The sequence below is a fragment of the Pseudomonas sp. S36 genome, from assembly GCF_016647875.1.
GTDB classification, from domain to species: domain Bacteria; phylum Pseudomonadota; class Gammaproteobacteria; order Pseudomonadales; family Pseudomonadaceae; genus Aquipseudomonas; species Aquipseudomonas parafulva.
Genome location: NZ_JACVVG010000014.1, coordinates 101,201 through 122,640, shown reverse-complemented (window position 1 = coordinate 122,640; position 21,440 = coordinate 101,201). Strand labels below are relative to the sequence as shown.

Below are 21,440 nucleotides of genomic sequence, written 5' to 3'. Positions count from 1 at the left end.
CATTTCGCAAAACCCCTATCTGCACATGCAGGTAGGGGTTTTGTCTTTGTGCGATAAAAAAGTAACGCTGGTCAGGGGCCGTGAACCGTCGCCCCTTGGGCCTGCCTAGACACATGCGCCTCCCACAAACCCAGCCAAGCCCACTAGAATAACCCCACCCACCCAGTCAGAAGCAGCCTATGCCCAACCCTGCCGAACCAGAAGCACTGGCCGACCTGCCGCTGGACGAACTGGTCGCCTGCCATGAATGTGATCTGTTGCTGCGCAAGCCTGTTCTACACAATGGTGAAAAGGCGTTATGCCCACGCTGTGGATACGAGCTATACGCCCACCGGCACAACGTAGTGAACCGCAGCCTGGCCCTGGTGCTCACTGCGCTGCTGCTGTTCATCCCGGCCAACTTCCTGCCGATCATGCAGTTGCACCTATTGGGTCAAACCTCGGATGACACGGTCTGGAGTGGCGTACTGGGCCTGTACGACTCGGGCATGCGTGGGGTGGCCATTGTCGTGTTCCTGTGCAGCATGGCGATTCCGTTGTCCAAGCTGCTTTGCCAGTTGGCTGTGTTGCTGGCCATTCGGCTGAACGTTGGGCGCAAGTTTGGGTTGCTGTTTTATCGCATCTATCACCACCTGCGAGACTGGGGCATGCTCGAGGTCTATTTCATGGGTGTGTTAGTGGCCATCGTGAAACTCGTGGACCTGGCCGAGATTACCGTGGGCCTTGGCCTGTTCTGTTTCATCAGCCTGTTGCTGGTTCAGGTGTGGCTTGAAGTGGTGATGTCACCGCACCAGATTTGGAGTGCGTTATCGGGGGAGGACCTGCATGCGGGCGATTGATGCAGGCATTGTTGTCTGCAATGAGTGTCATGAACTGAACCGGCAGGTGCCTGGCGACACCTCGCAAACCTGCACCCGGTGTGGTGCCTTGGTGCACGCACGCAGGCCCAACAGCATCGTGCGAACCTGGGCGCTGCTGGTGGCGGCGTTCATTCTGTACATCCCTGCCAATGTGCTGCCGATCATGACGGTCAGCTCATTTGGCCAGGGCAGCCCCGACACCATCATGTCGGGCGTCATTGCCCTGCTCAAACACGGCATGGTGCCGATCGCTGCGGTAGTGTTCGTTGCCAGCATCCTGGTGCCGACGTTCAAGCTGGTGGGTATTGCCTTGCTGCTGTATTCGGTCCAGCGTCGCCAGCCACTGTCAGCACGGCAACGCATCTGGATGTACCGCTTCATCGAATTCATAGGGCGCTGGTCCATGCTCGATATCTTCGTCATTGCCATCCTGGTGGCAGTGGTGAATTTCGGGCGGATAGCCAGTGTCGAAGCCAATTTGGGCGCTGTCGCCTTTGCAACCGTGGTGATTCTGACGATGCTTGCTGCTTTGACCTTCGATCCCCGACTGATTTGGGACAATACGGAGTCGGATGACGACCATGAGTGACCTGCCAACGGCCAAAACCCGCCCCGCTTCCAACTGGTCGGCCATCTGGATCCTGCCCCTGATCGCCTTGATGATCGGCGGCTGGCTCGCGTGGCAGGCCTACCGCGAAGCTGGCGTGCAGATTGAAGTGCGCTTCGAGTCGGGCGAAGGCATCGTCGCCAACAAGACCGAGGTAATCTACAAGGGCATGCCTGTCGGTAAGGTGAAAAGCCTGGTGCTGGATGCCAAGGGTGAGAATCAGGGCGTCATCGCCACTATCGAAATGAACCAGGCGGCAGAGAACCACCTGAACAAAGGCACCCGCTTTTGGCTGGTGAAGCCGAGCGTCAGCCTGGCAGGTATTACCGGGCTAGAAACGCTGGTATCAGGTAACTACATTGCCGTCAGCCCAGGGGAGGGCGAGCCGACCAAGCGCTTCACCGCACTCAAGGTTGCGCCCCCGCTCTCGGACTCCGAACCGGGGCTGCACCTTGTGCTGAAGGCCGAGCGGCTGGGGTCACTCAACCGCGACAGCCCGGTGTTCTACAAGCAGATCCAGGTTGGTCGGGTGAAGAGCTATCGTCTGTCCGACGACCAGAGCACGGTCGAGGTAAAGGTCTTCATTGAACCTGCCTACGCCAACCTGGTGCGCAAGCACACGCGCTTCTGGAACGCCAGCGGCGTCAGCATCGATGCCTCGCTCTCTGGCGTGAAGGTGCGCAGCGAGTCGTTGTCCAGCATCGTTGCCGGTGGTATCGCCTTTGCTACGCCGGAGCATCGCAAGGACAGCCCGCCAACCGACCCGAGCCTGCCGTTCCGGCTTTATGAGGACTTCGATGCCGCCCAGGCGGGCATCCGTGTGAAGGTGAAGCTCAGCGACTACGAGGGCCTGCAGGCTGGCCGTACGCCGGTCATGTACAAAGGTATCCAGGTGGGGTCGCTGAAAACCCTGAAAATGGAAGACAACCTTTCCAGCGCCACCGCCGAGCTCACCCTGGACCCGCTGACCGAGGATTACCTGGTGGAGGGCACCCAGTTCTGGGTGGTCAAGCCGTCGATCTCGCTTGCCGGGATCACTGGCCTGGAAGCGCTGGTAAAGGGCAACTACATCGCCATCCGCCCGGGTGAGAAGGGCGCGAGGCCTGAGCGTGAATTCGAAGCGCGGGCCAAGGCGCCGCCACTGGACCTGAAAGCGCCCGGCCTGCACATGGTGCTGTTCGCCGATACCCTGGGCTCGCTCGAAGTGGGCAGCCCGGTGATGTACCGCCAGGTGAAAGTGGGTAGCGTGCAAAGCTACCAGTTCGCCCGCGACAGCAACCGTATCCTGATTGGCGTTCACATCGAAAAGGAATACGAAAAGCTGGTCAATGCTTCGTCACGCTTCTGGAATGCCAGCGGCATTACCCTTACCGGTGGCCTTTCGGGCATCAAGGTGAAGAGTGAATCCCTGCAGACCTTGATGGCAGGGGGGATCGCCTTCGACACGCCACGGGCGAACGCACCGCTCAAGCGCCACATTCCGCGCTTCCGCCTGCATGAGAACCAGGAGGCGGTGAACCGTGCGGGTACCCTGGTTACTATCCGGGTGCAGCGGGCTGATGGGTTGAAGCCAGGTACCGCCATCCGCTTCCGTGGGCTGGATGTGGGTAGCATCGAGAGCGTCGACCTTACGGCAGACCTTCAGGCCGTGCTGTTGCGCGCGCGTATCACCGAGGCGGCTGACAAGATCGCCCGTGTCGGCACCCAGTTCTGGGTGGTCAAGCCGGCCCTGGGCCTGGTGCGCACAGAAAACCTCGATACCTTGATCAGCGGGCAGTACCTGGAAGTGCAGCCTGCCGCCAAGGACCGGGGGCCGCAGCGTGATTTCATCGCCCTGGCCGATGCGCCGGAGGTAGCGGGCCCCGAAGTAGGCCTGCCGTTGACCCTCAGTGCGCCGCGCCGTGGCTCGATCAAGGCTGGTGTGCCGGTGACGTACCGCGAGGTCGCAGTGGGCAAGGTCACTGGCTTCGAGCTTGGCCAGAGCGCTGACCGCGTGCTGATCCACATCCTGATCGAGCCCCGTTATGCCAGCCTGGTGCGCAGCGGCAGCCGTTTCTGGAACAGCAGTGGCTTCGGTTTCGACTGGGGCCTGTTGAAAGGGGCGACCGTGCGTACCGAGTCGCTGGAAACCCTGATCGACGGCGGCATCGCCTTTGCCACGCCGGATGGCGAGCGCATGGGCAACCCTGCGCGGCCGCAGCAGACCTTCGCCTTGTTCGACAAGGCCGAGGATGACTGGCTGCAATGGGCGCCAAAAATTCAGCTGGGCAAGTGACCCATCGAGGGGCCGTTGGCAGCGGCCCCTTGATGTAAAGGGCTCACGCGAAAAACTGCAGGCAACAAAAAACCGACCCTAGGGTCGGTTTTTCGACTAGCACGTCGCTTAGGCAGCTGCAGTTTCTTTCAGCGCCTTGATGTGGCCATTCAGACGGCCTTTGTGACGAGCAGCTTTGTTCTTGTGGATGATACCCTTGTCGGCCATACGGTCGATTACAGGTACAGCCAGAACGTAAGCAGCTTGTGCTTTGTCGGCGTCTTTTGCGTCGATGGCCTTGACTACATTCTTGATGTAGGTGCGGACCATGGAACGCAGGCTGGCGTTGTGGCTGCGACGCTTCTCAGCCTGTTTTGCACGTTTCTTGGCGGAAGGTGTGTTGGCCACCGTCGAGCTCCTCGAAAGACTTTAGGTAAATAGCAAACAAAATAGGCCGCGAATCATGCCGATGAGTCGACCGGATGTCAAGGCCACTTGCAAGGTTCCGCCGAGCGGTGCACCAACAGGCGGGAAAGATTCCTTTCTGCTGCGCGACCTGTAAACTCGGGAATTTTTGGCTCCCCTGCGAAGGCGCGGGAGTATCGCACATTCGGACGCTGTCTGGCAGCGTCCTCTGCCATTGGCGTGAATCTTTTCGATGAACCTGCTCAAATCACTGGCTGCGGTCAGCTCAATCACCATGATTTCCCGGGTGCTGGGCTTTGTCCGCGACACCATCCTTGCGCGCATCTTTGGCGCCGGGGTGGCCACCGACGCCTTCTTCATTGCTTTCAAACTGCCCAACCTGCTGCGGCGCATTTTTGCCGAAGGCGCGTTTTCCCAGGCATTCGTGCCCATCCTGGCCGAATACAAGAGCCAGCAGGGCGAAGAGGCCACGCGCACGTTCGTGGCCTATATCAGCGGGCTGCTGACGCTGGTGCTGGCCGTGGTCACCGCCATCGGCATCCTGGCCGCACCCTGGGTGGTGTGGGCCACTGCCCCAGGGTTCGTCGACAGCGCCGAGAAATACCAGCTCACCACCGACCTGCTGCGGGTGACGTTTCCTTATATATTGCTGATCTCGTTGTCGTCCCTGGTGGGCGCCATCCTCAATACCTGGAACCGCTTCACGGTGCCGGCCTTCACGCCCACCCTGCTGAACGTGGCCATGATCGCCTTCGCCGTGTGGCTGACGCCGTACTTCAACCCGCCGATCATGGCCCTGGCCTGGGGTGTGCTGGCGGGCGGCCTGGCCCAGTTGCTGTATCAACTGCCGGCGCTGAAGAAGATCGGCATGCTGGTGCTGCCGCGGCTGAACCTGCGCGACGCCGGGGTGTGGCGAGTGCTCAAGCAGATGCTGCCCGCCATCCTCGGGGTGTCGGTGAGCCAGATCTCGCTGATCATCAACACGATATTCGCGTCGTTCCTGGTAGCCGGTTCGGTATCGTGGATGTACTACGCCGATCGCCTCATGGAACTGCCATCGGGCGTGCTGGGCGTAGCGTTGGGGACCATTCTGCTGCCGACCCTGGCCAAGACGTACGCCAACCGGGACCGTGAGGAATACTCGCGGATTCTCGACTGGGGGCTGCGCCTGTGTTTCCTGCTGGTACTGCCCTGCACGCTGGGCCTGGCCTTGCTGGCGGAGCCACTGACGGTTGCGCTGTTCCAGTACGGCAAGTTCAGTGCGGTAGATGCGGCCATGACCCAGCGTGCCCTGATCGCCTATTCGGTAGGGTTGCTGGCAATCATCCTGGTCAAGGTGCTGGCCCCCGGCTTCTATGCCCAGCAGAATATCCGCACACCCGTGAAAATTGCCGTGTTCACCCTGGTGTGCACACAACTGTTCAACCTGGTACTGGTAGGCCCCCTGGCACACGCCGGGCTGGCCCTGGCGATCAGCCTGGGCGCCTGCCTGAATGCCGGCCTGCTGTTCTGGAAGCTGCGCAGCCATCAGCTGTTCCAGCCGCAACCCGGTTGGGTGTTGTTCCTGTGCAAGCTGGTGCTGGCGGTCAGCCTGATGTCGGCGGTGTTGCTGGCCGGCCTTCATTACCTGCCCGCCTGGGAGCAGGGCAACATGCTTGAGCGCCTGTTGCGGTTAGGGGCGCTGATCATGGCGGGGGTGGTGACCTATTTTGGCTGCCTGTACCTGTGTGGCTTCCGGCCCCGGCATTTCGCCCGCAAAGCCTTGCACTGAAGCACGGCCGGGCCAGGTGTCGGTTTTTCACATTCCATGCCGCCCTTGGGCGCTGTTGCCTGTTACCGGCGCCCGGGTGTGGTTATAATCGGCCACTTTATGAGCAAGAAGCGCGTTATGCAGCTGGTTCGAGGTCTTCACAACCTGCGCCCCGAACACCGGGGGTGTGTCGCCACCATTGGCAACTTCGACGGGGTTCACCGCGGCCACCAGGCTATCCTGGCGCGCCTGCGTGAGCGCGGCCAGGCGCTGGGCCTGCCCACCTGCGTGGTCATCTTCGAACCGCAACCGCGCGAATATTTCGCCCCCGATACTGCACCCGCCCGCCTGGCCCGCCTGCGCGACAAGGTCGAGCTGCTGGCCGGCGAGGGCATCGACCGGGTGCTGTGCCTGGCGTTCAACCAGCGCCTGGGTGAGCTCGGCGCCGATGACTTCGTCAAGGCCATCCTGGTCGATGGCCTGGGCGTGCGGCACCTGGAGGTGGGCGACGACTTCCGCTTTGGCTGCGACCGCGCAGGTGACTTCGCCTTTTTGGTCCAGGCCGGCCAGCAGTACGGTTTTACCGTCGAGGCCGCCAATACGGTGATCCAGGATGGCCTGCGGGTCAGCAGCACCGAAGTGCGCAAGGCCTTGGCCGATGGCAACTTCGAACTGGCCGAACACCTGCTGGGCCGCCCTTACAGCATCACTGGCCGCGTGTTGCACGGCCAGAAGCTGGCCCGCCAGCTCGGTACTCCCACTGCCAACATCCAGCTCAAGCGCCGCCGCGTGCCGCTGTCCGGGGTCTACCTGGCCAGCATCGAGATCGACGGCAAGGCCTGGCCGGGTGTCGGTAATATCGGCGTGCGCCCCACCGTTGCCGGTGATGGGCGCCCGCACCTGGAAATTCATCTTCTGGATTATGCCGGCGACCTGTATGGCCGGCGCCTGACGGTGGTGTTCCACCACAAGCTGCGTGAAGAGCAGCGATTCGCCTCCCTGGAGGCGCTGAAGTCGGCGATCGATGCGGATATCGCCGCCGCACGTGCACATTGGCACGCTCAACCGCTAACCAAGAGCCTGAAATGACCGACTACAAAGCCACGCTAAACCTTCCGGACACCGCCTTCCCCATGAAGGCCGGCCTGCCTCAGCGCGAACCGCAGATCCTGCAGCGCTGGGACAGCATTGGCCTGTACCAGAAGCTGCGCGAAATTGGCAAGGATCGTCCCAAGTTCGTGCTGCACGACGGCCCGCCCTATGCCAACGGCAAGATCCACATCGGTCACGCGCTGAACAAGATTCTCAAGGACATGATCGTCCGCTCCAAGACCCTGTCCGGCTTCGATGCGCCGTACGTGCCGGGCTGGGACTGCCACGGCCTGCCGATCGAGCACAAGGTCGAGGTTACCCACGGCAAGCACCTGTCTGCCGACCGCACCCGCGAGCTGTGCCGCGAGTACGCTGCCGAGCAGATCGAAGGGCAAAAAACCGAGTTCATCCGCCTGGGCGTGCTGGGTGACTGGGGCAACCCGTACAAAACCATGAACTTCGCCAACGAGGCCGGTGAAATCCGCGCCCTGGCCGAGATGGTCAAGCAAGGCTTCGTGTTCAAGGGCCTCAAGCCCGTGAACTGGTGCTTCGACTGCGGTTCAGCCCTGGCCGAGGCCGAGGTGGAATACGCCGACAAGAAGTCCCAGACCATCGATGTGGCGTTCCCGGTCGCCGACGAAGCCAAGCTGGCAGCTGCCTTCGGCCTGCCGGCACTGGGCAAGCCCGCTGCCATCGTGATCTGGACCACTACCCCGTGGACCATCCCGGCCAACCAGGCGCTGAACATCCACCCGGACTTCGCCTACGCCCTGGTCGACACCGGCGAGCGTCTGCTGGTGCTGGCTGAAGAACTGGTCGAGCCGTGCCTCGCCCGCTACGGCCTGGAAGGCGCAGTCATCGCCACTGCCAAGGGCCAGGCGCTGGAACTGATCAACTTCCGCCACCCGTTCTACGACCGCCTGTCGCCCATCTACCTGGCCGAGTACGTCGAGCTGGGTGCCGGTACCGGCGTGGTTCACTCCTCGCCAGCCTACGGTGAAGACGACTTCGTTACCTGCAAGCGCTATGGCATGGTCAACGATGACATCCTCACCCCCGTGCAGAGCAACGGCGTGTATGCCGAGTCGCTGCCGTTCTTCGGCGGCCAGTTCATCTGGAAGGCCAACCCGGCCATCGTCGAGAAACTGAGCGAAGTCGGTGCGCTGATGCACACCGAAACCATCAGCCACAGCTACATGCATTGCTGGCGCCACAAGTCGCCGCTGATCTACCGCGCCACAGCGCAGTGGTTCGTGGGCATGGACAAGCAGCCAAGCACCGGTGAACCGCTGCGCGAGCGTGCCCTCAAGGCCATCGAAGACACCAAGTTCGTCCCTGCCTGGGGCCAGGCACGCCTGCACTCGATGATCGCCAACCGCCCTGACTGGTGCATCTCGCGTCAGCGCAACTGGGGCGTACCGATTCCGTTCTTCCTCAATAAGCAGACCGGCGAGTTGCACCCGCGCACCGTCGAGCTGATGGAAGAGGTGGCCAAGCGTGTGGAACAGGAAGGTATCGAGGCCTGGTTCAAGCTTGATGGCAGCGAGCTGCTGGGCGCTGAAGCCGACCAGTACGAGAAGATCGCCGACACCCTGGATGTGTGGTTCGACTCCGGTACCACCCACTGGCACGTACTGCGCGGCTCCCACGACATCGGCCACGCCACCGGCCCGCGCGCCGACCTGTACCTGGAAGGTTCCGATCAGCACCGTGGCTGGTTCCACTCGTCCTTGCTGACCGGTTGCGCCATCGACGGCCACGCGCCGTACCGCGAGCTGCTGACCCACGGTTTCACCGTGGACGAGAACGGCCGCAAGATGTCCAAGTCGCTGGGTAATACCATCGAGCCAGAGAAGGTCAACAACACCCTGGGTGCCGACATCTTGCGCCTGTGGGTTGCTGCTACCGACTACTCCGGTGAAATGGCGGTTTCCGAGCAGATTCTGCAGCGCAGCGCCGATGCCTACCGCCGCATCCGCAACACCGCCCGCTTCCTGCTTTCCAACCTGTCTGGCTTCGACCCTGCGCGCGACCTGCTGGCGCCGCAAGACATGCTGGCGCTGGACCGCTGGGCGGTTGACCGTACCCTGCTGCTGCAGCGTGAGCTGGAAGAGCACTACGGTGAGTACCGTTTCTGGAACGTCTACTCCAAGGTGCACAACTTCTGTGTGCAGGAGCTGGGCGGCTTCTACCTCGACATCATCAAGGACCGCCAGTACACCACCGGCGCCAACAGCGTGGCGCGTCGCTCCTGCCAGACCGCGCTGTACCACATCAGCGAAGCACTGGTGCGTTGGATTGCACCGATCCTGGCCTTTACCGCCGACGAAATCTGGCAATACCTGCCGGGCGAGCGTAACGAGTCGGTCATGCTCAACGGCTGGTACGAGGGCCTGAGCGAGCTGCCTGAAGGCACCGAGCTGGACCGCGCCTACTGGGACCGCGTGATGGCGGTCAAGGCGTCGGTCAACAAGGAGCTGGAAAACCAGCGCACCGCCAAGGTCATCGGTGGCAACCTGCAAGCCGAAGTCACCCTGTACGCCGACGAAGGCCTGAGCACCGACCTGGCCAAGCTGGGTGACGAACTGCGCTTCGTGCTGATCACCTCAGCTGCCAGCGTGGTGCCGTTCGCTCAGGCGCCGGCCGAAGCCGTTGCCACCGAAGTGGAAGGCCTGAAGCTGAAAGTGGTGAAGTCCGGCTACACCAAGTGCGGGCGTTGCTGGCACTTCCGTGCCGACGTCGGCAGCCACCCGGAGCATCCGGAAATCTGCGGCCGTTGCGTCGAGAACCTGACCGGCCAGGGCGAGGTGCGCCACTATGCCTAACCCTGCAGCGGGGCGCTTCGGGCGCCTTGCATGGCTGTGGCTGAGCTTGCTGGTGCTGGTCCTGGACCAGGCCACCAAGCTGTATTTCGACAACGCCCTGACCATGTACCAGCAAATCGTGGTAATCCCTGATTACTTCAGCTGGACGTTGGCCTACAACACCGGCGCTGCCTTCAGCTTCCTGGCAGACGGGGCAGGCTGGCAGCGCTGGCTGTTCGCCCTCATCGCGGTGGTGGTCAGTGCCGTGCTGGTTGTGTGGCTCAAGCGCCTTGGGCGTGACGAAACCTGGCTGGCCGTGGCGCTGGCACTGGTGCTGGGTGGTGCCATTGGCAACCTGTGGGACCGCGTCGTGCTGGGCCATGTGGTCGATTTCATCCTGGTGCACTGGCAGAACCGGCATTACTTCCCGGCGTTCAACCTGGCCGACAGTGCAATCACGGTCGGTGCGGTGATGCTGGCGCTGGACATGTTCAAGAGCAAGAAGACCGAGGAGCCGGCCCATGACTGACATTCGTATCGGCCAGAACACCGAAGTCACGCTGCACTTCGCCCTGCGCCTGGAAAACGGCGACACCGTCGACAGCACCTTCGACAAGGCCCCGGCCACCTTCAAGGTGGGCGATGGCAACCTGCTGCCCGGTTTCGAAACCGCACTGTTCGGTTTCAAGGCCGGTGACAAGCGTACGGTGGTGGTTGCCCCGGAGAACGCCTTCGGCCAGCCCAATTCGCAGAACGTGCAAGTCATGCCGCGGTCCCAGTTCGAGGGCATGGAGCTGTCCGAAGGGCTGCTGATCATTTTCAAGGATGCCGCCAACGCCGAATTGCCCGGTGTGGTCAAAGCGTTCGATGATGACCAGGTGACCATCGACTTCAATCACCCACTGGCTGGCAAGACCTTGACGTTCGAGGTGGAGATCCTCGAAGTGAAGGCCCTGTAAGCCTGGAGCCGAGCATGCAAATCAAACTCGCCAACCCCCGCGGATTCTGCGCGGGGGTCGACCGGGCGATCGAAATCGTCAACCGTGCGCTGGAAGTCTTCGGCCCGCCGATCTATGTGCGTCACGAAGTGGTGCACAACAAGTTCGTGGTCGAAGACCTGCGCAACCGTGGCGCCATTTTCGTCGAAGAACTGGACCAGGTGCCGGATGACGTCATCGTCATCTTCAGCGCCCACGGCGTTTCCCAGGCCGTACGCCAGGAAGCAGCAGGCCGTGGCCTGAAGGTGTTCGACGCTACCTGCCCGCTGGTGACCAAGGTGCACATTGAGGTGGCCAAGTACAGCCGTGACGGCCGCGAATGCATCCTGATCGGCCACGAAGGGCACCCGGAAGTGGAAGGCACCATGGGGCAGTACGATGCCAGCAATGGCGGTGCCATCTACCTGGTCGAAGACGAGAGCGATGTCGCCAGCTTGCAGGTCAGAGACCCTGACCACCTTGCCTTCGTGACCCAGACCACGTTGTCCATGGACGACACCAGCCGGGTGATCGACGCCCTGCGTGCACGCTTCCCGAACATTGGCGGGCCGCGCAAGGATGACATCTGCTACGCCACGCAGAACCGCCAGGACGCTGTGAAGCAACTGGCCGACGAGTGTGACGTGTTGCTGGTGGTGGGCAGCCCCAACAGCTCCAACTCCAACCGCCTGCGCGAGTTGGCCGAGCGCATGGGTACACCGGCCTATCTCATCGATGGTGCCGAGGACCTGCAACAGGGCTGGTTCACCGAGGCTGCGCGGGTTGGCATCACGGCAGGTGCGTCGGCCCCCGAGGTATTGGTACGGGGTGTGATCGAACAGCTCAAGGCCTGGGGCGCAACCGGTGCCGAGGAGCTGGACGGGCGTGCGGAGAACATCACGTTCTCCATGCCCAAAGAGCTGCGCGTGCGCTCCCTGCTTTAAGGCGGGCCTCAACTACCGTCTTTGGTCAGCTGCCCCGGCACTGTGGCGTCTCATTCACTTCGGTCGCCACCCTGACCCTGCCGCTCGAAGCCAGCACCACCTGATGCCGGCTTAGCGCGGTGCCCCGCTCGCAGATGTCCAGCGTGCCCCCCAGCCAGCCGCCGCCAGGCCTCATGGGGATGCCCACCGCGCTGAACCTCAGGGTTGCGCCAATGTTGCCCGCAATGCGCAGTGGCCGTGGCAGGCGGTGTTCGCGCAGCACCTGCCCATTGTGCTCGAGCATCACCACCCAACCATTGCCCCACGCGTTGTCCAGTGCCTGTACCCGTACCGGCTGGCCCTGCAGCATGGCGTGCCCGCGAGCGCTTCGCAGGGCTTGTGCCAGGTCCCGCGCGGCAGCGGCCCTGTGTAGGTCGTCGCTGAACGTGGCGTAGGCCGGCATGCCCAGCTGTGCCAGCAGCATCGCGATGGCCAGTGCCGACAACATTTGTATCAGTGTTACGCCACGTTGCTTCACCGTGCATTCCTCCCGGGAAGTGCTTGGCTGTAGCTTCAGGGGCGTTGAGCAACCCTGCCAGTCGCAGGTGTACACCACACCTGCGCGAAAAGTCACAGGAGGTGCAAGGATGCACGCAAGGCAACAAGGCATGACCCTGCTGGAAGTGCTGCTGGCAGTGCTGGTACTGGGCGCCGGCCTGTTCGCGGCAGCGGCGCTCCAGGTAAAGGCGCTGCAGGCCACCGACAGGGCCAGGGTCGACGTGCAGGTGGCGCTGGCGGCTCACAGCGATCGTGAGCGGGCGCAACCATGAGGCGCGTCGAACGGGGCTTCGGCTTACTGGAGCTGCTGCTGGCGCTGGCGATTGGGCTGATGTTGCTGACAACTGCCAGCCAACTCTTCGCTTCTGCCCATCAGGTGTGGCGGCTACAAGGCGCTGCCTTGCGCATGCAGGAGGACGCACGCCTGGCGTTGCTGCGCATGGCCCAGGATATTCGCATGGCTGGCATGTTCGGTTGCCTGCGCTTGCTGCCTGGCGACTTTCCCGACAGTGCCACCCGCCTGGCTTTCACCCGGCCAGTGGAGGTAGGCCCGTCGAGCCTGAACCTGGTCGTGGCGGATGTGGCCGGCCACGTTCTGCACCCGGACTGGACCGTGCTTACCAATTGTCGGGACCACGCCCAGGTTGCCGTGGGGCAGGTGCAGGGCAGCGGTGAACTGGCTATTCCCATTAGCCTGCACCGTTACGAGCTAAGGGGCAGCACGTTGTATTTCACTCGCAGTAACAGCACCCAGCCGCTGATGGAACACGTGCGGGCGTTGGATATCGCCTACCTCACAAGCGCTGGCAGCCAGCGTATCGACCTGGACCTTGCGCTGCATGACCCCGCCTTGCAGCTGCAGCAGCGGCACCGCTTGAGTGTTGCCCTGCGCAACCCTGTTTTGCCATGAAGCGTCAGCGCGGGGTGGTGCTGTTGCTGGCGCTGGTCATCAGCCTGTTGCTGGGCGTACTCGCAGCCTCGGCCTTGCGTGCCGCGCTGGTTGAGACGCAAATGGCCGGGGTGCTGCGTGATGGCTTGCTGGCGTTTGAGCAGGCCGAGGCAACGTTGCTGGCAGGGCAGGGGGCTTTGCATCACCAGGCGCCTGCACCGTGCCAACCGTGCGCCCCGCCTGAGCGCCCCCACGCACTTGAGGGCCACTGGCACAAAGCGCCGGAGGGGTTCTATCAGATACAGCAGTTGGGTATCAGCACGCGTGCCGCCCATGTGCCGGAGGGGCTGCCTGTCACGTTGTTCAGAGTCACGGCCGTAAGCCTGCAGGCGCGTCCGCGACAGGTGCTGGAGGCGGTCTACGCCACCAACGGCGATCAAACCCGCCGCATCGCATGGCGGCAAAGAGTGCAGGGAGACTGACATGCAGCAAGGCTTGAGCTTGATCGAGCTGTTGATTGTGCTGGCCGTGACCGGCATTCTGGCAGCCATTGCCTACCCCGCTTACAGCGACCACCTTCGGCAGGCCGCCCGTAGCGAAGTGGCCGGCCTGCTGCACGACGCTGCGCTACGGCTTGAGCGGCATCGTATGCTCACCGGCCAGTATGCCGAGGGCGAGCTGTACCTGCCCGCCGGTAACCGTGACTACAGCCTGCAGGCCCTGCGTGGCAGCGATGCCTTCACGCTGCGCGCCCTGCGGCTGCCGCAGGGGCGCATGGCCGACGACCGTTGTGGCGACTTCCAGCTCGACCATGCTGGGGTACGCGGCAACCCAGGTGCCATCGACAGCACGCATTGCTGGGGAAGCTGAAGGTTCAATGATGCCCGGTGCATCGCAGTTTAACTTCAGGTGTTGGATCTACACATGAGCAAGCAAGTAGTGGTGGTCGGGGGCGGGGTGATCGGCCTGCTGACCGCATACAACCTGGCGGCGAGCGTCGGGCAGGTAGTGGTGTGCGATCAGGGCGAAGTTGGCCGTGAGTCGTCCTGGGCCGGCGGTGGCATCGTGTCGCCGCTGTACCCGTGGCGGTACAGCCCTGCCGTCACCGCGTTGGCGCACTGGTCGCAGGATTTCTATCCACAGCTGGGCCAGCACCTGTTCGCCACCACCGGCGTTGACCCGCAAGTGCACACCACCGGCCTGTACTGGCTGGACCTGGACGACGAGGCCGAGGCTCTCGCCTGGGCGGCGCGTCAGCAGCGGCCCTTGAGTGCCGTGGATATTGCAGCGGTTTACGCTGCAGTGCCGGTGTTGGGGCCGGGCTTTGGCCGGGCCATCTACATGGCCGGCGTAGCCAATGTGCGCAACCCGCGCCTGGTGAAATCGCTTAAGGCAGCGCTACTGGCATTGCCCAACGTCACGCTGCGTGAACACTGCCAGATCTCCGGCTTCGTCCAGCAAGGCGGGCGGGTTACCGGTGTGCAACTGGCCGACGAGGTGCTGGCAGCGGATGATGTGGTGCTCAGTGCCGGTGCCTGGAGTGGCGACCTGTTGCGCACCTTGGGCCTGGCATTGCCGGTCGAGCCGGTGAAGGGGCAGATGATCCTGTTCAAATGCGACGAGCATTTTCTGCCGAGCATGGTGCTGGCCAAAGGGCGATATGCAATCCCCCGGCGAGACGGCCACATTCTGGTGGGCAGCACGCTCGAACACGCCGGCTACGACAAAACCCCGACGGACGAAGCGCTGACCAGCCTGAAGGCGTCGGCGGTGGAGTTGCTGCCCGAGCTGGAAGGGGCGCCCGTGGTGGCGCATTGGGCGGGGCTACGGCCCGGTTCGCCTGAAGGCATTCCGTACATCGGGCCAGTGCCCGGCCATGATGGGTTGTGGCTGAACTGTGGGCATTACCGCAACGGGCTGGTACTGGCGCCTGCGTCCTGCCAGCTGCTTGCAAACCTGCTGACCGGGGCCGAGCCCATCATCGACCCGGCACCGTATGCCCCGCAGGGGCGCTTGGGTTAGCAGCCCGGGCGCAGTTTCAGCCCTGACGGCCAGGCCCCTGTTGCAGATGGGCCTGGCTGCAATACCACTCGTTGCCTTGGGTGAGCGCACGGTCGGTGGGCAAGTGCACGCCGCAGTGGGCGCACCGCACCATTTTCAGGGGCGCATCCAGCTTCGTTTCGGGGCGGGATTGCTGGCTGACTTTGAACTTGCGCCACAGCCAGAACGCGGCGGCGATCAAGACGATCCAGAAGAGTAGGCGAACCATGGTGTTCAGCTTGTCGAATGATGAAGCCGACAGTCTAGGACGGCGCCAGAGAAAAAGGGAGGCCTAATTCGGGGTCACCCCAGGCCTCCCTCTCGGCAGATCAGTCAAACATGCCGAAGGTCATGTAGCTGAACCACGAACGATCCTTCTCGGCTTCCTTCGGCCCTTGCGGCTCGATCGGGTCGCCGTTCTCGTCCTTGGGCAGCAGCTCTTTCGGGATTTCGTCGCGCGCGTCCTGGAACTGCTTGACCACGTCCTGGTTGGCGCGGGTTTCGCCTGGCGGCAGCGGCGTGTCGGTTTCGATCAGGCCCAACGTGGCCTTGGACAGCCAGCCGCGGCCATCAGACTCGGTCTGCTTGGGCTGGAACTCGCCATCGGCCAGGCTCGGGTGGTCAGGGTAGTTGAGCTTGAGGGTTTCCAGGCTGGTGGCCGCCAGGTCGTCCAAGTGCATCTTCTGGTACGACTCCACCATCACTGCCAGGCCATCGCCAACCGAAGGGGTTTCCTGGAAGTTCTCGACCACGTAACGGCCACGGTTGGCCGCTGCCACATAAGCCTGACGGCTCAGGTAGTAGTCAGCCACATGGATTTCGTACGAGGCCAGCAGGTTGCGCAGGTAGATCATGCGCTGCTTGGCGTCCGGTGCGTAGCGGCTGTTGGGGAAGCGGCTGGTCAGCTGGGCGAACTCGTTGTACGAGTCGCGGGCGGCACCCGGGTCACGCTTGGTCATGTCCAGCGGCAGGAAGCGCGCCAGCAGGCCGCGGTCCTGGTCGAACGAGGTGAGGCCCTTGAGGTAGTAGGCGTAGTCCACGTTCGGGTGCTGCGGGTGCAGGCGGATGAACCGCTCGGCAGCCGACTTGGCAGCCTCCGGCTCGGCGTTCTTGTAGTTGGCGTAGATCAGCTCGAGCTGCGCCTGGTCGGCATAACGGCCGAACGGGTAGCGCGACTCCAAGGCCTTGAGCTTGTTCACGGCGCTGGTGTAGCTGGAATTGTCGAGGTCAGCCTGGGCCTGCTGATACAGCTCGGCCTCGCTGAGGTTCTCGTCGATGACTTCCTTGTTAGAGGAACAGGCCGCGGTGAGCCCGAGGATGGCGATCAGCAGCAGGTGTTTCACTTGCATGGCGGCTTGCGTCCCTTTGACGGCCGCTGTCTTGGGCGGGGCCGTCCTGTTATGATGAGCGCCCCGGCCAACCCCGGGACAAAAGAAGCCGTATTTAACCACAAGCTCGCAGCCGAAACCAAAGGCTGTGCGCCCGCCGAATCGAGCATGTCCGAGATCATTCAACTTAGCGCAGAGGTACCGTCCGAACTGGGCGGTCAACGCCTCGACCAGGTCGCCGCCCAATTGTTCGACGAGTATTCGCGCTCGCGGCTGACTTCGTGGATCAAAGAAGGCCGTCTGACGGTCGATGGCGCTGTCCTGCGCCCGCGTGACACCGTCCATGGTGGCGCCGTTCTGGCCCTTGAGGCCGAACAGGAAGCCCAGGGCGAGTGGGAAGCCGAGGACATCGCACTCGACATCGTCTATGAAGACGACCAGATCATGGTCATCAACAAACCCGCCGGTCTGGTAGTGCACCCGGCTGCCGGGCATGCCAGCGGTACCTTGCTCAATGCCCTGCTGCACCATGTGCCAGACATCATCAACGTGCCCCGTGCCGGTATCGTTCACCGCCTGGACAAAGACACCACGGGGCTGATGGTGGTGGCCAAGACCCTGCAGGCGCAGACCAACCTGGTCGACCAGCTGCAAAAGCGCTCGGTCAGCCGGATCTACGAATGCATCGTGGTCGGTGTGGTCACCGCAGGTGGCAAGATCGATGCCCCCATCGGCCGCCACGGCGGCATGCGCCAGCGCATGGCAGTCACCGACGGCGGCAAGCCTGCGGTCAGCCATTACCGGGTGCTCAAGCGCTTCCGCTCGCACACCCATGTGCGGGTAAAGCTGGAAACCGGGCGTACCCACCAGATCCGTGTGCACATGGCCCACGTCGGGTTCCCCCTGGTGGGTGACCAGACCTACGGCGGGCGCTTCCGCATTCCGCCGGCGGCCAGCCCGACCATGGTCGAGGCCGTGAAAACCTTCCCACGCCAGGCGCTGCATGCACGCTTTTTGGCGCTGCACCACCCGACCACCGGTGAACGCATGGAGTGGGAATCGCCGCTGCCGGACGACTTCGTGTGGTTGCTGTCCCTGCTGAACCAGGACCGCGAGAGCTTCATCGGATGAGCGCGCTGACGCAGACGCTGCTGATACCTGACTGGCCCGCGCCAGCCTCGGTTCGCGCCTGCGTCACCACCCGTCGGGGCGGCATCAGCCTGCCGCCTTACGACACGTTCAACCTGGGCGACCACGTGGGGGATGACCCTGCTGCGGTTGCCGAGAACCGTCGTCGCCTGAGCCGTGAGTTTGCCATTCAGCCAGCCTGGCTCAAACAGGTGCACGGGCTGGAGGTCGCCGACGCCGACCCCACTGAGGTAGCCGAAGCGGACGCCAGCTGGACACACCAGCCCGGTATCGCTTGCACGGTCATGACCGCCGATTGCCTGCCTGTGCTGTTTTGCGACCGCGCCGGTACCCGTGTGGCCGCAGCCCATGCCGGCTGGCGCGGGCTGGCAGGTGGCGTGCTTGAGGCCACGCTGCAACGCCTGGCCCTGGCGCCTGAAGAGGTGCTGGTGTGGTTGGGCCCGGCTATCGGCCCGCAAGCGTTCGAAGTGGGGCTGGAAGTGCGCGATGCCTTCACCGCCGTGCACCCCGAGGCAGCGCGGGCTTTCGTCGAGGGCGCGCGGCCTGGCAAGTTGATGGCCGACATCTATGAGCTGGCGCGTATTCGCCTGGCAGCCAGCGGTGTAACGGCTGTTTATGGCGGCGGGCTGTGCACCGTCACTGATGAGCGGTTCTTCTCTTACCGCCGTACACCGCAAGGTGGGCGTTTTGCATCGTTGGTCTGGCTCGATCAGCGCTAACCGCTCTGGCTTCATCGCCTGCACTAATCCATCACAATGACTTCGGTCAACCCCGCTAAGCTTGAATCTTCCAGAATCAGCCTTATCTATAAGGCATCTCAGGCAGGTTTCTTCATAACAGGCGCTGTCCATCGCTCCGACCTGCCCTTTTAAAGGAAGGTAACCCATGCGAATAGACCGTTTGACCAGCAAGCTGCAGCTTGCAATATCCGATGCGCAATCCCTCGCCGTTGGCATGGACCACCCGGCCATCGAGCCCGTGCACCTGTTGCAGGCACTGCTCGAGCAGCAGGGCGGCTCCATCAAGCCACTGCTGATGCAGGTGGGCTTCGATATCCACAGCCTGCGCCAGGCGCTGGTAAAAGAACTCGACCAACTGCCGAAAATCCAGAACCCCACTGGCGACGTGAACATGTCCCAGGACCTGGCGCGCCTGCTCAACCAGGCCGACCGCCTGGCCCAGCAGAAAGGCGACCAGTTCATCTCCAGCGAGCTGGTGGTGCTGGCGGCCATGGACGAGAACAGCAAGCTCGGCAAGCTGCTGCTGAGCCAGGGCGTGAGCAAGAAAGCCCTGGAAAACGCAATCAATAACCTGCGCGGCGGCGCTGCCGTCAATGACGCCAACGCCGAAGAGTCGCGCCAGGCGCTGGACAAATACACTGTCGACCTGACCAAGCGCGCCGAAGAGGGCAAGCTGGACCCTGTGATCGGCCGTGACGACGAGATCCGACGCACCGTACAGGTACTGCAGCGCCGCACCAAGAACAACCCTGTGCTGATCGGTGAGCCCGGCGTGGGCAAAACGGCCATCGCCGAGGGCCTGGCCCAGCGCATCATCAACGGCGAAGTGCCCGATGGCTTGAAAGGCAAGCGCCTACTGGCGCTGGACATGGGCGCGTTGATCGCCGGTGCCAAATACCGGGGCGAGTTCGAAGAGCGCCTGAAAGGCCTTCTGAACGAGCTGTCCAAACAGGAAGGGCAGGTGATCCTGTTCATCGATGAGCTGCACACCATGGTCGGTGCCGGTAAAGGCGAGGGCGCCATGGACGCCGGCAATATGCTGAAACCGGCACTGGCCCGTGGTGAACTGCACTGCGTGGGCGCTACCACGCTGAACGAGTACCGCCAGTTCATCGAGAAAGACGCAGCCCTGGAGCGCCGCTTCCAGAAAGTACTGGTGGAAGAGCCCAGCGAGGAAGACACCATTGCGATTCTGCGTGGCCTTAAAGAGCGCTATGAAGTGCACCACAAGGTCGCCATCACCGACGGTGCAATCATCGCCGCCGCCAAGCTCAGCCACCGTTACATCACCGACCGGCAGTTGCCCGACAAGGCCATCGACCTGATCGACGAGGCGGCCAGCCGCATCCGCATGGAAATCGACTCCAAGCCGGAAGTGCTGGACCGCCTGGACCGTCGCCTTATTCAGCTGAAGGTTGAATCCCAGGCGCTGAAGAAGGAAGAAGACGAGGCTGCGAAGAAGCGCCTGGAAAAGCTGACCGAAGAAATCGAGCGGCTTGAGCGCGAATATTCCGACCTGGAAGAGATCTGGGCATCGGAAAAAGCCGAAGTGCAGGGTTCGGCGCAGATCCAGCAAAAGATCGAGCAGGCCCGCCAGGAGCTGGAAGCCGCACGCCGCAAAGGTGACCTCAGCCGCATGGCCGAGCTGCAGTACGGGGTAATCCCGGACCTGGAGCGCAGCCTGCAGATGGTCGACCAGCATGGCAAAACCGATAACCAGCTGCTGCGTAACAAGGTCACCGAGGAAGAAATCGCTGAAGTGGTCTCCAAGTGGACCGGCATCCCTGTGTCGAAGATGCTGGAGGGCGAACGCGAGAAGCTGCTGAAGATGGAAGACCTGCTGCACCAGCGTGTGATTGGGCAAGGCGAGGCGGTTACCGCGGTGGCCAACGCCGTGCGCCGTTCCCGCGCGGGGCTGTCCGACCCCAACCGGCCAAGCGGCTCGTTCCTGTTCCTTGGCCCTACCGGTGTGGGCAAGACCGAGCTGTGCAAGGCCTTAGCCGAGTTTCTGTTCGACACCGAAGAGGCCATGGTGCGCATCGACATGTCCGAGTTCATGGAGAAACACTCCGTGGCTCGCCTGATCGGCGCCCCACCAGGCTATGTGGGCTATGAAGAGGGCGGCTACCTGACCGAAGCCGTACGGCGCAAGCCTTATTCGGTGGTGCTGCTGGACGAAGTGGAGAAGGCGCACCCAGATGTGTTCAACGTGCTGTTGCAGGTGCTGGAAGATGGCCGCCTGACGGACAGCCACGGCCGCACCGTGGACTTCCGCAACACGGTCATTGTAATGACCTCCAACCTGGGCTCTGCACAGATCCAGGAACTGGTGGGCGACCGTGAAGCCCAGCGTGCGGCGGTGATGGATGCAGTAGGGGCGCACTTCCGCCCCGAGTTCATCAACCGTATCGACGAGGTAGTGGTGTTCGAACCGCTGGGCCGCGAGCAGATCGCCGGCATTACCGAGATCCAGCTGGGCCGCCTGCGCAGCCGCCTGCTGGAGCGCGAGCTGTCGCTGAGCCTGAGCCCAGAGGCGTTGGACAAGTTGATTGCGGTTGGTTACGACCCGGTGTACGGCGCACGGCCGTTGAAGCGTGCGATTCAGCGCTGGATCGAAAACCCCTTGGCGCAGCTTATTCTGGCCGGCAAGTTCATCCCCGGGACGGCGATTACCGCCAAGGTAGAGGGCGACGAAATCGTCTTCAGCTGATTACCTCGTTTGAAAGCCCCGCTTCGGCGGGGTTTTTTTGGGGCGATTGCGCCATCTCCTCGAGCTATTCAGTACCTGTGGGGGTGGGTTTGATCGCGATGCGGCCAGCACAACCCCAGTAAAATCGGGCCTTTCCGGGCGGGTTTGTTAACTTGCTGAAAATTTTGAAATTTTTGCTTGCATCAATTCTAGAGTGCCCCTAATATACGCCGCGTTGTCAGGCACTAAGCGAATCACCAGCGACATCGGTGACCGCAAAACAACTTACAAATCAGTAAGTTGAATGAAAAAAAGTGGTTGACAAGCAAAACGAAGACTGTAGAATAGCCGGCC

21 protein-coding genes are annotated in these 21,440 nt (G+C 62.7%); 17 read left to right on the top strand and 4 right to left on the bottom strand.

What is annotated here, in order from left to right:
* The first annotated feature begins 179 nt into the window (after positions 1-179).
* Genes IAE36_RS10735 through IAE36_RS10725 form a run of 3 tightly spaced genes read left to right on the top strand, consistent with a single transcriptional unit; the run spans position 180 to position 3,742 of the window.
* The gene (locus tag IAE36_RS10735; RefSeq protein ID WP_201163532.1) at positions 180-839 is read left to right on the top strand and encodes a paraquat-inducible protein A; all 660 of its coding nucleotides are present in this window, start codon (positions 180-182) and stop codon (positions 837-839) included.
* A complete protein-coding gene (locus IAE36_RS10730; RefSeq protein WP_028631793.1) occupies positions 826-1,449 on the top strand; it encodes a paraquat-inducible protein A in 624 nt (207 codons plus the stop codon). The genes IAE36_RS10735 and IAE36_RS10730 overlap by 14 nt, the downstream gene beginning before the upstream one ends.
* The gene (locus IAE36_RS10725; protein ID WP_201163533.1) at positions 1,442-3,742 is read left to right on the top strand and encodes a PqiB family protein; all 2,301 of its coding nucleotides are present in this window, start codon (positions 1,442-1,444) and stop codon (positions 3,740-3,742) included. The genes IAE36_RS10730 and IAE36_RS10725 overlap by 8 nt, the downstream gene beginning before the upstream one ends.
* Before the next feature lie 108 nt (positions 3,743-3,850).
* Here the strand turns inward: IAE36_RS10725 and rpsT are convergent, their stop codons facing one another.
* Positions 3,851-4,129 carry a 30S ribosomal protein S20 gene (gene rpsT / locus IAE36_RS10720; protein ID WP_028631791.1) on the bottom strand — a complete coding sequence of 93 codons (279 nt, stop codon included), beginning with the start codon at positions 4,127-4,129 and terminating at the stop codon, positions 3,851-3,853.
* Positions 4,130-4,379: 250 nt separating this feature from the next.
* Between rpsT and murJ the strand changes: the two genes are divergently transcribed.
* The 6 genes from murJ (at position 4,380) to ispH (ending at position 11,714) form a co-directional block, all read left to right on the top strand.
* Positions 4,380-5,918 carry a murein biosynthesis integral membrane protein MurJ gene (gene murJ / locus IAE36_RS10715; protein WP_201212319.1) on the top strand — a complete coding sequence of 513 codons (1,539 nt, stop codon included), beginning with the start codon at positions 4,380-4,382 and terminating at the stop codon, positions 5,916-5,918.
* Positions 5,919-6,035: 117 nt separating this feature from the next.
* A complete protein-coding gene (gene ribF / locus IAE36_RS10710) occupies positions 6,036-6,986 on the top strand; it encodes a bifunctional riboflavin kinase/FAD synthetase (protein WP_028631789.1) in 951 nt (316 codons plus the stop codon).
* Entirely contained in the window at positions 6,983-9,814 is a 2,832-nt protein-coding gene (gene ileS, locus IAE36_RS10705) for an isoleucine--tRNA ligase (RefSeq protein ID WP_201212317.1), read from the top strand. Before ribF ends, ileS begins: the two co-directional genes overlap by 4 nt.
* Positions 9,807-10,322, top strand: coding sequence for a signal peptidase II (lspA, locus tag IAE36_RS10700; RefSeq protein ID WP_060482371.1), 516 nt, complete (start codon positions 9,807-9,809; stop codon positions 10,320-10,322). The genes ileS and lspA overlap by 8 nt, the downstream gene beginning before the upstream one ends.
* The gene (locus IAE36_RS10695; protein ID WP_028631786.1) at positions 10,315-10,752 is read left to right on the top strand and encodes an FKBP-type peptidyl-prolyl cis-trans isomerase; all 438 of its coding nucleotides are present in this window, start codon (positions 10,315-10,317) and stop codon (positions 10,750-10,752) included. The genes lspA and IAE36_RS10695 overlap by 8 nt, the downstream gene beginning before the upstream one ends.
* A gap of 14 nt (positions 10,753-10,766) precedes the next feature.
* A complete protein-coding gene (gene ispH / locus IAE36_RS10690; RefSeq protein WP_028631785.1) occupies positions 10,767-11,714 on the top strand; it encodes a 4-hydroxy-3-methylbut-2-enyl diphosphate reductase in 948 nt (315 codons plus the stop codon).
* Between the two features lie 25 nt (positions 11,715-11,739).
* Here ispH and IAE36_RS10685 read toward each other — a convergent pair whose 3' ends face one another.
* Positions 11,740-12,231: a GspH/FimT family pseudopilin gene (locus tag IAE36_RS10685; protein WP_201212315.1), complete on the bottom strand. Its 492-nt coding sequence runs from the start codon at positions 12,229-12,231 to the stop codon at positions 11,740-11,742.
* Between the two features lie 109 nt (positions 12,232-12,340).
* Here IAE36_RS10685 and IAE36_RS10680 point away from each other — a divergent pair, with 109 nt between their 5' ends.
* The 5 genes from IAE36_RS10680 to thiO are packed head-to-tail and all read left to right on the top strand — an operon-like array spanning position 12,341 to position 15,162.
* Complete coding sequence (locus IAE36_RS10680) at positions 12,341-12,523, top strand: prepilin-type N-terminal cleavage/methylation domain-containing protein (RefSeq protein WP_201212313.1); 183 nt, start codon at positions 12,341-12,343, stop codon at positions 12,521-12,523.
* Positions 12,520-13,161 (top strand): PilW family protein, encoded by a 642-nt coding sequence (locus IAE36_RS10675; RefSeq protein ID WP_201212311.1) that lies wholly within the window; start codon positions 12,520-12,522, stop codon positions 13,159-13,161. The genes IAE36_RS10680 and IAE36_RS10675 overlap by 4 nt, the downstream gene beginning before the upstream one ends.
* A complete protein-coding gene (locus IAE36_RS10670) occupies positions 13,158-13,622 on the top strand; it encodes a hypothetical protein (protein ID WP_201212309.1) in 465 nt (154 codons plus the stop codon). Before IAE36_RS10675 ends, IAE36_RS10670 begins: the two co-directional genes overlap by 4 nt.
* A 1-nt stretch (position 13,623) precedes the next feature.
* On the top strand, positions 13,624-14,010 hold the full coding sequence (locus IAE36_RS10665) for a type IV pilin protein (RefSeq protein WP_201212307.1): 387 nt from the start codon (positions 13,624-13,626) through the stop codon (positions 14,008-14,010).
* Positions 14,011-14,064: 54 nt separating this feature from the next.
* A complete protein-coding gene (gene thiO / locus IAE36_RS10660) occupies positions 14,065-15,162 on the top strand; it encodes a glycine oxidase ThiO (protein ID WP_201212305.1) in 1,098 nt (365 codons plus the stop codon).
* Positions 15,163-15,178: 16 nt separating this feature from the next.
* On the opposite strand, the gene IAE36_RS10655 is transcribed toward thiO, so the two are convergent.
* Entirely contained in the window at positions 15,179-15,409 is a 231-nt protein-coding gene (locus tag IAE36_RS10655) for a PP0621 family protein (protein WP_201163542.1), read from the bottom strand.
* A gap of 100 nt (positions 15,410-15,509) precedes the next feature.
* On the bottom strand, positions 15,510-16,529 hold the full coding sequence (locus IAE36_RS10650) for an outer membrane protein assembly factor BamD (RefSeq protein WP_028631777.1): 1,020 nt from the start codon (positions 16,527-16,529) through the stop codon (positions 15,510-15,512).
* 147 nt (positions 16,530-16,676) lie between these two features.
* Between IAE36_RS10650 and rluD the strand changes: the two genes are divergently transcribed.
* From rluD to clpB, 3 genes are all read left to right on the top strand, one after another.
* On the top strand, positions 16,677-17,639 hold the full coding sequence (gene rluD / locus IAE36_RS10645) for a 23S rRNA pseudouridine(1911/1915/1917) synthase RluD (protein WP_028631776.1): 963 nt from the start codon (positions 16,677-16,679) through the stop codon (positions 17,637-17,639).
* Positions 17,636-18,376, top strand: a complete 741-nt coding sequence (gene pgeF, locus IAE36_RS10640) for a peptidoglycan editing factor PgeF (protein WP_201212304.1) — start codon at positions 17,636-17,638, stop codon at positions 18,374-18,376. Before rluD ends, pgeF begins: the two co-directional genes overlap by 4 nt.
* 166 nt (positions 18,377-18,542) lie before the next feature.
* A complete protein-coding gene (clpB, locus tag IAE36_RS10635) occupies positions 18,543-21,107 on the top strand; it encodes an ATP-dependent chaperone ClpB (RefSeq protein ID WP_028631774.1) in 2,565 nt (854 codons plus the stop codon).
* The last annotated feature ends 333 nt before the right edge of the window (positions 21,108-21,440 follow it).